Here is a 12,797-nt window from a genome sequence, read left to right as displayed (position 1 = left end):
TCGGGGCATTCCCAAAACTGATTGGAACAGCAAATCAATGCCGCAACGTAATTTTAACAGCTTCACCGCTCTTACTTAAATAAGTACGCTGCATGGTTCCTTCAATAACCTTAATCTGCATCTTTCCGCCAGGCAACCTGGATACTTCAATATTAAAAGTACTGCCAAACGCATTGATATTATTCATGGCCATGTTATTCCAGCTTTGAGGCAGCCTGGGCGTGCAGTCAAAACTCCGGAAGCCAGTAGGTCTTATGCCGAACAAACCTTCGGTAAATATCCGGCAATATAGGCCGCTCTCGGCAGATAAATGTCGTTGGTTACCTTCAGGATAAGCCTCAACCGGGTATGGCACATGCTCGCCCAATAACCTGCGGACAGAATAATAATGCAAATAAGCTATTGCCTTATCGGTTAAACCAGCCTGCAGCACTCCCCTTAGGGCGTACAAAGTTGAGCGGTCCCAAAAAGTTTCCTTTCCAGCTTCAGTGGCGAGCCCGTCGGCCGTCCAAAGTTGCGGTGAAAACAGCGCTTCAACGGTACCTTCTTTCCGTTCATAAATTCCCATGGCCAAAGGCATACAGATCCAGGCCCGTAACGTGTTGTTGGTTTCGTAATATTTGTAGGTACTGTATCCGCCGATGGTTGCCCCAAAGTATTTTTCAATTGCCGTTTTGAGCTGCGCAGCCTCTTTCTGAGATCCATCGGTAATTTTAGCAGGAACATTTAATTGTTTGCCCAACAGAGCGGCTGATATCAGCGCATCATAATACAGGCAGTTGGTAGATAGATTGGCTTTACCCGCCGGGAACCGTCCCTCCAGCTCATCGGCATCAGACGTAACTACACCCTGCGGGTTGATATGCCTTCGGCTGTATTCCAGGCACCAGCTTATCAGCGGCCATAATTTCCGGGCCGAATCTGCTTTACCATAAGCCAATGCAAATCGTGATGCGCCATAAGCTATCATAGCCTGATCGCCCCTGTCGCCCGCACCATCCCAAACGGCATCGCCTTCGGCTACTATTGAGCTGGGGATCGGTTTATATTGCGGGTTCATATAACTTGCAAAAAGGCGGTAACAATTCATGGCCGATAAAACGCCGATGCTATCGCCCGAAAAAGCAAAATACGGACTTACGTATTCCGCCTGGTCATTTGCCCAGATAGCGGCATAATACGATAAACCGCCTGGCCCGTGCATGTAGCCGGCCTTTGTTTTAAAAATACTTTCTGTAGCCCTGATCTTGGCAAAAGCAAACATCGCGTTTAAAATGCTGTCGGGAGTTTGCAGTTGTAAGGGAGCCTCGATTTCGGCAATACGATGCTGCCTGGCTTTCTCTTCTAAATCGGGCACAATGGGCTGCAGCGATTGCGGATGATCAGTTGCCAGGTAACCAACCGCAAAAGTATATGACTGACCAGGCTGAAGGATCCTGCGGCCGTCATTTACAGATTGTACAACAACGGTATGCGGCGATACTTTGCTTCTGAGTGTATCTGTTGTTACTTCACGCTTCAAATGCTCCATAAACACTGTTACCGGTTTATTGCTCACGTTGGTAAATTGATAGGTTTCAAGGGCCAGTGGCTTTTCTGTTGATGGAAATAAACTATGTTCTATTTTAACCTGCTTTAACTTATCTGTACGGTATGAGATACGCATGATGCCATGCTGATTGATACTTTTGGCGGACAAATCTACGCCGCCTTTTGCCACATCCGGCCACAATAGTTCATCATCAACATACATTCGCGGCAGGGCATTATCATCAAAAGTATAGGCTATATGGCTCCTGGTATCATCCGGAAGCATCCGAAATGTTGGGAAAACCACAGTACGTGACAAATGGCACAGGCCTGCTTTATCAACCTGGTAGGCTACCCACAATGATACTTTCTCGCCCGACATTTCAATATGATCGGCATGAGGCAGCCGATCATTAATGTTCCAGGTGATGCTGCCATCCGGTTGTAAATTCCATCTGTTGCTCTGCTGTGGCAGCACTAATTGTTGGGCAGATGCAAAATGCAGTTGTGCAAAAAATATAAATAAAGCGAAGCAAAATTGACGCAAATAAGAATTCATTAAATATGGTTGGAATAAGGATGTTATTGATTTTTATTATTTCACGCTCACTTTTACCTGTTGTCCCGGTTTAACAACAACCTCTACAAAGGATATACGTTTTCCGCTGCCATCTGTAAATTGTTTGACAGGCATTTGCCTTTCATTCACAAATGCATGTTTATAATTGCCATAAAACATGGCTTTCCATTTCAATTGCCGTTTGCCTGTATTAGTAAGGGAAGATTGTTGTGCATTTTGATGAGAAACATTAACAACAGTGCCAAGCAATGGTAAGTTGGTAATGGTAGCGTTACTATTATCAATTGTTTTGTAAATAGTGCTAACGCTTTCTGAACGCGCATCGGGTGTGATCCCCATCAAGCCCTGAACAACACCTTCTACTACACCAAATGAAACCTCCGGGTATTCTCTTCTTTCAGTGTTTTTATCCGACAGATAAAGTATATAGTCCCGGGCCTTTTGCCATGAGCTATTATTATAAAATATCAACGGCAGGTAGGATGTATTTTCTACATTCCAGGTTTTAGAACTGAGGTGTCCGAGGGTTTGTTTAATACGTGTGCTATCTTTCAGGGCATCAAACCAAAGCAAAAAAGTTTCACCCTCATCCCTCCCGAAATGATGATCATTACTGTAGTAAGTAAAGTATAAATTCTCTTTTGCATCCCACCAGTCTGCCTCTAACTGTTGCCTGTACTTTTCGGCTTTGGCAGCATACTTTAACGCTTCTGCCTGCTTACCTTTACTGGCCTGTATGGCTGAATAGGTTAACAATCCCCTATAAAGTGCGGCTACGAGATCGGCACCGGTTTTCAGGTTAGGTACCCCTTCCGAATAGGAAGGTAAACCGCGGCAGCGATGAAAAGCATCACTTTCATTAAAAGGTACCGGTGCATTTGGATGGGCGGGCCTGTTCAGCATGGAGTCGGCTGCAAGTACCCAGGCATCAATATAATCTTTAACCGTTTTTTCCTGGAAATGAACAAATGTGGGGTCATTAATATAGTACTTATCCCCAGTCCATAAATAAAGCCGCCAACTGGCGTAAAGCACATCAAAATTTGCAGGGAGATTGTACCAGAATTCGCGGTCGTTTCTGTAATCCTCCGGAGCAGGCTTGCCTGATTTGTTCATTTCCCAATAAGAACACCAGTTTTTTGAGGCTGATATATTACGGGCAAATAAGGTAAGCATATTATGGTTTTCGCGCTGCAAACCCAAAATCTCCGCACCTATGCTTTGGTGTGATACATCGCGCATACAAAAAGCATCACGCGGCGGCAATGCCGACTCATACCAGGGACCTACCGGGTCGGCAGGATGCCCTTTATAGTGCAGGGCCATGCTTTTGGCCCAATCAAAAGCCTGTTCTATTTTTTTATCAGATGAGGTAAATTTTACATCCTGAGCAAAAGCCGCAGATGTGAGAAACATACACAGCATTACCACAGTGGTAGATAGCCTGCATGCCAATGAAGCCATAGTATTCATGTAGTTGAGTTAATTTGGTCTATTCTGGTCTATTTTATAAAAATAGATAATTTTATTTATTGTCCAAAACTTATTTTACAAGTCCGAGTGGAGAAAATATGATAAACATCAGGATCATAAGCAGTAAGAGTATGCAGCTATAGATGTGCCGGTTTTTCCATGGCTTTATATCTACCATAGTATTAAGCTGCTGTTTGTAAGGTACCGGCATAGGATAAAGCCTGCCGATAAACAACATAAGCCCACATGTTAACACAAATAATATGGCCAGGATGTGCAGAAAATGGATATGCAGATCAAAAACCAGCTGGGTAAGCGCATAACTAACAATAAAAAACATCAACCCGATTTTGGCAGCTATGGCTGGTACCTTTTTGGTTACAAAACCAATGAACATAATGGTAAAGATGGGCACATTGAAAAAACCGTTTACCATTTGCACATAGGTATAAAAGCCATTTTTAACAAAAATGATAAAGGGAGCAATGAACATCGCCAGCAAACAGATCAGGATCTCGAACATTTTAGCCGTGCTTATCATATGTTTTTCGTCGGCCGGTTTACCTCGTTTCTCAGTCCAGGGTTTATAGATGTTCAATACAAATAAGGTACTTGAGCTATTTAGCCCCGCATTGAATGTTGTTAAAGCAGCGCCAAAAATAATTGCAGCTATGTACCCCGCTATAAAAGGTGGCGACACCAGGCTATCCAGCTTCGGAAATACTTCGGCCGGGTTGTCCAGATGTGTAAAAATATGTACTGCAATAAGCCCGGGCACATTTAGCAGCAACGGTGATATCAATTTACCTGCACAGGCAACAGCTATCCCCTTTTGGCAATTTTTAAGATCTTTTGAAGCCAGCACCTGCTGAACAATATATTGCTCTGTACCCCAGTAATACAGGTTAACCAGCAGCATACCGGTAAATAATGTACCAAAAGGGATAGGGTCGGTTGCTGCTCCTATACTGTTTAAATGTTCCTGTTTGTTATGCAATAAAATGTGCAATCCCTGCATCATATTGCCCTGCCCCAGGTATCTCAGGCCAAAAAACGGCAGCAAAAGCCCGCCCGCGAATATGCCGAAGCCCAGTAAAGTATCAGAAACTGATATTGCTTTTAAACCGCCCAATAATGAATAAAGACAGCCAACCGTCCCCATCACCCAAATCAGGATCCAGATGGTTGTCCAATAATCGGTTTTCCAAACTTCTGAAAAATGGAACAAGCCATTGAAGGCAACCGCACCACTATACAAAACTGAGGGCAACAGATTAACAATGTAGCTAAGTAAAAAGATACAGGAAACCAACTTCCCTATTCCCTGTCCGTAACGGGCTGTCAGATAATCGGGCGTGGTGGCGATGCCCAGCTTGAGATAAAGCGGCATCAAAAATTCAGAAACCAGCAGCATTGCCAGCACCGAAGTTATGCCCCAGGCCATAACCGACATGTTATGCGAATAGGCAAGCTCATTTTCGCCAATAATGGTGGCCGTATTGATATTGGTAAACAACAATCCCCCGCCTACTAATAAAAAACTCAGGCTTCTATCGGCCAAAAAAAAGCTATTGAGCGTATTAAGCCTGCTTTTTCGCAATTTAATCCAGGACACCAAACCTACTATACCTGTAAAAAAAAGAAAGCTGGTTAGTATAAGCCCGTTCACTTTTTCCTGATTTAGGTTAAATTTTTAAAGTGTATTCCGTTCAAATAAGATAGTCGGAACTGTTAAGCTAATCTTATCCTTATTCACTATGGCCTGCCCGGCCAGTTTCCCCATGCTTGCAAAATCAGCAGAAAATGTGGTAACACCAATAATTTCTTTTGCAGGCTCATCATTACTTGAAAGCACACCAACGTCCTTACCCGGAACCAGCTGCTGGCTTTTGCAATCGCGCATGATTTGCCATAGTGCAAAGTTGTCCAGCGTAAAGTAAACTTTCCCTTTTTCAACCGAACCATGTGTATATTCCTTAATGATACGGCCTTTGATATTGAAATCTTTCAGAAATTTTTTGAAAGACGGCACAATCTCCTTCGGATCAAGCGAGGCCGGCGAATGGTAAAATATGATCTCGTCAAACCTCCTGATCTTAGGTGCGAGCTCTGCCAGGATCCGGTATGATGATTCCCCAAACTCCTGGGTAATGTGGTTAAATTCGCCTTCAAGCGGCTCATAACGGTCAAACATCAGGAATTTATTTCGCGGAATAGCTTCCAGCAACTCTTTTGTTTTTGGGTGTGGAATGGGTGCTATTACATACATCCCATATTTCCCCTTTATCTGGTTAAGGATAGTTTCAAATATCTCAATATCACCGTGATGAAAGTAAGGATTCAAACGGATGTTAGGGCCCAGCTCCTGACGAAAGTTCCGATAAAATTGCTCCTCAAAACTATCCAGGTTATACATCAGCAGGGCAACGTTCAGTGTCTGCTCAGCATTACTGTTGGCTACAAAATAACCATGCCTGTTTTTCGACTCTACAATACCCCTGCTAATCAGATCCCGGTATCCCTTGATGATCGTTTCCCTCGAAAAGCCCAGCTCCTTAATCAGCTTATTTACAGAGGGCAGCATTTCATCCTGCCCTATAACCTTTTCGTTAATGGCATTAATGATGCCCTGCACAAACCTGTCATGCTTTGAATATGAGGGAATATCTGTCAGTTTCTTAATCTCTTGAAAAATTCTATCCATTATACCGGTACATTTTAGCCAAAGTAAGAAAAAAGGCAGCAAGCTTACTGTTCTTTTTCTTTAATATCAAAAGTCAGGTTGTTTAAATCTCTTTGGCATTTGAAAAGCTTGTTTAGCAACTACGCTGCTAAACAAGCTTATATTTTAATTAATAACCCGGATTTTGTTTCAGGTTTTTATTCAGGTCAATCTCTGTTTGCGGTATTGGCCACAGGTAATTTTTGGCCGCATCAAATACACGCGGTGTGCCTACTTTAATGGTTGTTCCCGGTGTAAGGGCTATTGCACCATTGGTTTGGTTTACAGTACCCAGCAAGCTGCCGGTAACTTGCCCGTTCATTACCTGGGCGCCTATCTGCCAGCGCTGAATATCAAACCAGCGAAGCCCTTCAACAGCCAATTCAACCCTACGCTCCCGGCGCAACAATGTACGTAAGCTTGCCTGATCGTTATATTTCGACTGATCAACAGCGGGCATATTTACATCAGGCCGTTTCCTTACCGAGTTGATATCATCATACACCGTAGCATCAATTTTATTGCTTTCAATCTTAGCTTCAGCATCCATCAGTTTTATTTCGGCATAACGGATCAGGATAACATCCATACCTACCTGGTCCATATTAGGAAAATCGGCTATTACCGGGGTATATTTCCGCAAACCATATGCTGAAGGGCTACAGTTGTTATCGCCCCAATGATCTAAAGTTTTAGGACTGCTTGAAATTGGATCGTAGTATGAGCCATAAGGTAATTTACTGCTGTATTGCGTACCTGGGTAAAAAACGGTTGCGGTAAGCCTCGGGTCCCTGTTTTTGTAAGGCTGCGTTGCATCATATCCTGATGCAGGATCATCGATGGTTTTACCGTTTGCTGTTTCATAGGCATCAACCAGGCTTTGTGTTGGCGCTATTGAGTTATACCCTCCCAACGAATTGATGGTCATGTTTCTGGCCCACCCAAAATTGTTGTCACTTGCTTTAAACTGAACGTCGAGGATCACCTCCTGGTTATCGGCAAAAGGCTGACGGAACAGATCAACATAGCTTGGATATATTGCATAGCTATAAGGCGGGGCCATCAGTTTCTGACAATCGGCAATACATTCCGGATACATTTTATTGAACAGCTCTATCCGCGCCTTTAAAGCGATGGCGGCACCGCTGGTTATACGGCCAACATCCGAACCGGAATATTTAACCGGAAGATCAGGTGCAATTGCGGTAAGCTCTTTCAATATATAGGCAACAACATCAGCCTTGGTTGATTGTGTTACCTTATTAGCTTCATCAGGCGTAATATTATGTTCAACCAGGGGCACGGCTCCATATAACTGGCTGAGCGTAAAATACTCATAGGCCCTTAAAAAGCGGGCTTCAGCTATCAGTCTGGCTTTCAGCGTTGCGTCCATATTGGTAGCACTAACATTGTCCAAAAACCAGTTGCAGGTTTGGATACAGCTGTAGTTCCATTTGGAATAACCGGTATTAGTTGGTGTTGCTATACCTGCAGACAGGGACAGCCAGTTTTCCCAGGGGAACTGATCGAACGTATTGTCAGAGTTATTATCGGCAAAAACCCCGTAATAGCCATTGTTGCCGCCGCCCCATTTGGAGTAACAGCCATTTAAGGCAGCAATTGCATCATTGGAGGACTTCCAAAGTACATTATTGGTATAGGAATCTAAAGGTGCCCTGTCCAGGAAACTCTTTCGGCATCCGGATGCTGCCAGTGAGCCTAAAATAATTGTGGTTATGATTAATTTTTTCATCGACGATTTCTTTAATAATTAGAATGTTACCTCAAGGCCAAGCGTATTTGTTTTTAACTGCGGATACGAGCCGTAGGCATTGTTTCCGGCATTGGTTTCAGGATCCACCCATTTATAGAAACTGGTGAACGTCAGGATATTCTGTCCGCTGTAATAAATCCTTACACCTTTTACACCTAAACGTTCAAGCGATTTGGCAGGTAAATTATAGCTCACCAGTAAATTCTTTAACCTTAGGTATGATGCATTCCGCACCCAAAATGAGGATACAAAGCTTTGCGGATTATTTTGTGAATAAGTTGACCATAACCTTGGGAAGGTAGCTGATGTGTTGGATGGTGTCCAGGCATCAAGCAGGGCGCTGGTTGGGTTGCCAATGTTTGCCTGCTGCAATGATCCCAATTCAAAACCCTGAACGTAGTTTTTAACACCCAAAGCTCCCTGGAAAAAGCCACTTACGTTGAAACCTTTCCAACCTGCGCCAAGCGTAAAGCCAAATGCTGTTTTAGGGAAGGGTGTACCAAGATATACACGATCGTTGCCATCAATAACGCCATCGGGTTTACCGTTTGGCCCGCTGATATCTTTATACATCAGGTCGCCTGGGCCTATAACGCCGCCGCTTTGTTTGGCGTGCTGATTTACCTGTTGTTGTGTTTGGAAAATACCCTCGACCTGGTATCCGTAAAATGCTTTGATCGGCTCCCCTACAACCAGGCCGCTTGAGATAGACCCCGTACCGGCCAAATCGGTTATCTTATTGGTGATGAATGATGCGTTTATGGCGATATTGTAAGAAACGGCGCCGATCTTGTCGCGGTACGCAGCGGCAAATTCCCAGCCTTTGTTACGTACGGCACCTGCGTTTTGGTACGGCGTAGTAAAGCCATAAACCTTACTGGCCGGTAATTGTAAAAGGATATCGTTGGTATTTTTAACAAAGTAATCGGCTGTGAAAGTCAACTTGCTATTCAGCAGTTCCATATCAAAGCCTACATCTGTAGTAGTCGATTTTTCCCAGGTGATAAGCGGGTTTGCTCCATTGTTAAGCGCTATGCCCGGTGCCAGCGTTTGGTTGAACGAATAATTTTGCCCGCCCGAAATAACCGAAATAGCAGGATAAGGGCTAATGATATTTAAACCACCCAAACTTGCCAGCGTTTGATTACCACTGTTGGTGTTTACCAGCGTTTGGTTACCCAGTTTGCCCCATGAGCCCCTTAACTTAAGCAGGGGTATTGTATTTGATAATGATTCGAAAAAGGGCTCTTTAGAAATATTCCAGCCGGCAGAGAAAGACGGGAATACCCCCCACTGATGGCCCGCTGCAAAACGGGAAGAACCGTCATCGCGAATATTAGCCTCCAGTAAATACTTATCATCATATGAATACCTGGCACGGCCGAAATATGAAACCAACGCCAGCTGACTTGCTGTACCGGCATTCTGTTGCCCTAACGATGGTGCCGCATTGATTTGCGACAGCGAACTATTCAGAAAGTTTTGCCTGTAGGCATATAAATACTGATAATTGGTAAGCTCCTGCGAGGCACCGGCTAATATATCTATAGCATGTTTTCCAAAATGCCTGTCGTATTCCAGCAGGCCCTGCAGATTGTAATAACTGTTCACAACATTAGCGTTGGCCAATGAGCTTTGGCTGATAGTTGTCTGTACTGTTGAAGGATTTTTTGGATCGTAGTAAACATCGGCTGGCTTAAACTCCTGTGCAGGGTTTGCATTATACCGGTATGCAAACGATGGCCTGAAATGTAATCCTTTAACAAATTCCCAGTCGGCCCCTACGTTACCGGTAAAAAGCGTATTCTGATTATTGTTGTAACCTGGCGAATTGAGCCAGGCAATTGGGTTACCGAACGACAGATAGTTATATACACCGTTTTTGTACTGGTTTACAACTGTGCTGTTCATGGCAGCTGTTGTTCCGATAATACCACCGATGTCGCCTCCGCCTAAACCATCCGGCGCCTGGGTTGGCGCATATAAAAACGAGAGATTAGCATTAACGCTAAAATTCTTTGTTATGGCCGAATTGATATTCATGCGGGTGGAATACCTTTTGAAAGTTGATTTCTGGATAATACCATCCTGTTGAAAATAGCCTAAGGAAAAAGCATATTGAGTTTTTTCGTCACCGCCGCTGATGTTCACAGCATGGTTTTGTTGAAAACCGCTGCCTTTATAAAGGAAACCCTGCCAATTGGTATTGGGATGTGTATCAGGTTCGGTTTGATTTTTAAACAGGGTGATATCCTCGGCTGTCCAGTAAGGGGCCTGCCCTTCGTTTGCCAGGGCCTGATTGTACAAGGTAGCCGCCTGCCATGAGGGTAAAAAGTCGGGCAGGTTTGTTGCTTTTTGCTTACCGGCGTAGCCTGTGTAATTTACCTGCATTTTGCCGCTTTTACCCCGCTTAGTGGTAATCAGTATAACGCCGTTGGCAGCCCTTGATCCATAAATTGCAGCTGAAGCCGCATCCTTCAATACCGAAACAGATTGCACATCGTTCGGGTTTACATCCGATAAACTGCCGATGATTCCGTCTACTACAACCATTGGGTTACTATTGTTCAATGTCCCGATACCACGAACATTAATATTACCGGTTGTGCCGGGCTGTCCGCCGGTTGTTGTAACAGTAACGCCGGCCATGGTGCCCTGCAAGGCATCATTAAGGTTGGTAACGGGCCTGTCCTGCAACTCCTTTGCCCCTATTGCGGCTACGGAACCGGTTAAGTTGGCTTTCTTCTGCGTGCCGTAAGCCACCACAACAACCTCGTTCAGGTCTTTCGCCTTTTTATCGGGCGACATTGATACATTCCCATTCCAGTTAGCAGTAGCCTTTATGGTTTGCTTTTCATAACCGAGAAAGGAAAACAACAGCGTAGCGTTTTCGGGTACGCTGATCTTGTAAACCCCATCGGCATTGGTTGTGGTGCCCTGTGAGGTTCCAACTAAACTAACGCTTACCGATGGCATGGGTAAACCCTGTTCATCCTTTACCCTCCCCGAAATTGATTTAAGTTGTTGGGAAAATGCTTGCTGAATACTGCATAACATGACACAGCAAAACATAACAAGCCCCAGTTTTTTAGGTACTTTTCTTTTCATAATTCAATTTTGATTTTATTGGTCTATTCTGGTCTATTATTTTATAAAAGTAGAAACTTTTTAAATACAAACAAACTTTTTTAAATAATTGTCCGGATTGCCGGTGCAGCTTTCACATACAGGACTGGAAGTAGATAAGCACAGGGGTTTTAACGCAGATGGAACCGGCCATGAAGCTTTGTGTTTCATAGATAGGTAAAAGCTTGCCAGGTAATACTATTTACAGTCGACAAGCATTTTTAGGGTAGTATTGCGGTACCGGCGATTACAGAAGTCCGTTTAATAAAAAAAGCGCCCTAAAAGAAATTCCAGGGCGCTTTTTTATTGAAATTTAAGCTATTGATTGAGAGCAATTGCTCCGGGCTTAGCTTATTTACATTTTCATCTTCATGGTATCTGCTTTCTTCTTTGCAGGTTCCTTTTTAACCAGGGCCATGCCGCATTTAGGGCATTTACCGGGCTTGTCACTCAGTACTTCCGGGTGCATGGTACAGGTATATTGCACTTTTGCCGGCTTCACCTTTTTGGTTTTGGTTGTGTCGGGCAACATCGTACTGTTGTGAGTGGCAAATGCGCCGGTAACCGAGAAAAGGATGGCCACAGCCATTAACATTACTTTTTTCATGAGTTTGATTTGTTATGATTTTGATGATTAATTGCAAATTTTAAAGTTGGGCAGCATCTGCTTTTGACAAATAGTAATTGACGCTATATTGCCCGTGTATACTGTCGTAAGTGAGCAGGTCGCTATCTGTTTTGAAACGCGTATCCAGCATATCAAAATGAGGCCTGCTTTTGTATATCTTTTTCAAATTATCCAGGGTAAGCAAATAAACTTTGTCTGTTCCCTTCACGCTAAAATAGTGAGTAATAATTGGTTTAAAAAGATTCAGTTTATCGCCCGGGCGACTGCGCTCATAAATAATGATCGGGCCGTTGTCGACTATTTTATAATCAGATACGCGGGGATTTTTTACGGCCACCGGCAAATCCTGTGCAGAAGAAATATTTTTGGCACTAAAAGGTTTTGCCTGAACCAATGATGCTGAAAGGAACAGGCCAAACAAAACAATTAAAAATTTGATAGTTTTCATTTTCGAAAATATGTTGATGCTCATTGCCGAAAATCACCCGGCAATAAAGCAGTAAAAAAATTGATTAATGAGAAAATTGCCTGAATAATGATTGGCGTGGGCCTGTCAGGCGATATGGCGGAAAATACCGGGAAGGGATCAAATTCTGTAGTTGGCGTAAAGGATATAAAGTGGCTGTTGCCAGCAGGGCGGTGCCTGGCTGTTGTAAGCATGTAAAACACTCCGTATTACTCCTTCCGAAGAAGCGGGAAGAAAAAACACAGGGGCAACAATTGCAAAGGTATTTTTGAGCGACTGTGCTGTACGGGCCGCAACGTGGTTATCCTTTACCTTGAGCGTTGTTTTAACACTTTTACAGCAGGATAAATCGCCTGTCTTATGCTCCATTTTGCACACAGCGGCGGCAGATAGCGATACATCAGCCAGTTTACCGCAACAGTAGAGCCTGTTTATGGTAAACCCAAAAACAGATACCGAGTAAAACAGAATAAGTAAAATCGCTGATAGTCGTTTCAC

9 protein-coding genes are annotated in these 12,797 nt (G+C 43.7%); all 9 read right to left on the bottom strand.

The window, feature by feature from the left end; genetic code table 11:
- Nucleotides 1-34: 34 nt before the first annotated feature.
- The 9 genes from ACEN9X_RS22495 to ACEN9X_RS22455 all read right to left on the bottom strand — a co-directional run bounded on the left by ACEN9X_RS22495 (nt 35) and on the right by ACEN9X_RS22455 (nt 12,797).
- Entirely contained in the window at nt 35-2,089 is a 2,055-nt protein-coding gene (locus ACEN9X_RS22495) for a hypothetical protein (RefSeq protein WP_413667260.1), read from the bottom strand.
- A 36-nt stretch (nt 2,090-2,125) separates the two neighbouring features.
- Nucleotides 2,126-3,583 carry a hypothetical protein gene (locus ACEN9X_RS22490; RefSeq protein ID WP_413667259.1) on the bottom strand — a complete coding sequence of 486 codons (1,458 nt, stop codon included), beginning with the start codon at nt 3,581-3,583 and terminating at the stop codon, nt 2,126-2,128.
- A 70-nt stretch (nt 3,584-3,653) separates the two neighbouring features.
- Nucleotides 3,654-5,252 (bottom strand): solute:sodium symporter family transporter, encoded by a 1,599-nt coding sequence (locus ACEN9X_RS22485; RefSeq protein ID WP_413667258.1) that lies wholly within the window; start codon nt 5,250-5,252, stop codon nt 3,654-3,656.
- A 24-nt stretch (nt 5,253-5,276) separates the two neighbouring features.
- On the bottom strand, nt 5,277-6,287 hold the full coding sequence (locus ACEN9X_RS22480) for a winged helix-turn-helix domain-containing protein (RefSeq protein ID WP_413667257.1): 1,011 nt from the start codon (nt 6,285-6,287) through the stop codon (nt 5,277-5,279).
- A gap of 148 nt (nt 6,288-6,435) precedes the next feature.
- Nucleotides 6,436-8,058 carry a RagB/SusD family nutrient uptake outer membrane protein gene (locus tag ACEN9X_RS22475; RefSeq protein ID WP_413667256.1) on the bottom strand — a complete coding sequence of 541 codons (1,623 nt, stop codon included), beginning with the start codon at nt 8,056-8,058 and terminating at the stop codon, nt 6,436-6,438.
- Between the two features lie 18 nt (nt 8,059-8,076).
- Nucleotides 8,077-11,187, bottom strand: coding sequence for a SusC/RagA family TonB-linked outer membrane protein (locus tag ACEN9X_RS22470; protein WP_413667255.1), 3,111 nt, complete (start codon nt 11,185-11,187; stop codon nt 8,077-8,079).
- 373 nt (nt 11,188-11,560) lie between these two features.
- The gene (locus tag ACEN9X_RS22465; RefSeq protein WP_413667254.1) at nt 11,561-11,812 is read right to left on the bottom strand and encodes a heavy metal-binding domain-containing protein; all 252 of its coding nucleotides are present in this window, start codon (nt 11,810-11,812) and stop codon (nt 11,561-11,563) included.
- Nucleotides 11,813-11,852: 40 nt separating this feature from the next.
- Nucleotides 11,853-12,281: a hypothetical protein gene (locus tag ACEN9X_RS22460; RefSeq protein ID WP_413667253.1), complete on the bottom strand. Its 429-nt coding sequence runs from the start codon at nt 12,279-12,281 to the stop codon at nt 11,853-11,855.
- Between the two features lie 138 nt (nt 12,282-12,419).
- Nucleotides 12,420-12,797, bottom strand: a complete 378-nt coding sequence (locus ACEN9X_RS22455) for an HYC_CC_PP family protein (protein ID WP_413667252.1) — start codon at nt 12,795-12,797, stop codon at nt 12,420-12,422.

It is taken from the genome of Mucilaginibacter sp. Mucisp86 (assembly GCF_047324315.1).
GTDB lineage: Bacteria > Bacteroidota > Bacteroidia > Sphingobacteriales > Sphingobacteriaceae > Mucilaginibacter.
The sequence above is the reverse complement of the archived record's forward strand: the minus strand, read 5'-3'. Positions and strand labels throughout refer to the sequence as shown.

Coding starts and splice junctions, on each gene's coding strand:
- ACEN9X_RS22475 (WP_413667256.1), bottom strand. CDS start 8,058: ATGAAAAAATTAATCATAACCACAATTATTTTAGGCTCACTGGCAGCA.
- ACEN9X_RS22480 (WP_413667257.1), bottom strand. CDS start 6,287: ATGGATAGAATTTTTCAAGAGATTAAGAAACTGACAGATATTCCCTCA.
- ACEN9X_RS22460 (WP_413667253.1), bottom strand. CDS start 12,281: ATGAAAACTATCAAATTTTTAATTGTTTTGTTTGGCCTGTTCCTTTCA.
- ACEN9X_RS22465 (WP_413667254.1), bottom strand. CDS start 11,812: ATGAAAAAAGTAATGTTAATGGCTGTGGCCATCCTTTTCTCGGTTACC.
- ACEN9X_RS22470 (WP_413667255.1), bottom strand. CDS start 11,187: ATGAAAAGAAAAGTACCTAAAAAACTGGGGCTTGTTATGTTTTGCTGT.
- ACEN9X_RS22495 (WP_413667260.1), bottom strand. CDS start 2,089: ATGAATTCTTATTTGCGTCAATTTTGCTTCGCTTTATTTATATTTTTT.
- ACEN9X_RS22490 (WP_413667259.1), bottom strand. CDS start 3,583: ATGAATACTATGGCTTCATTGGCATGCAGGCTATCTACCACTGTGGTA.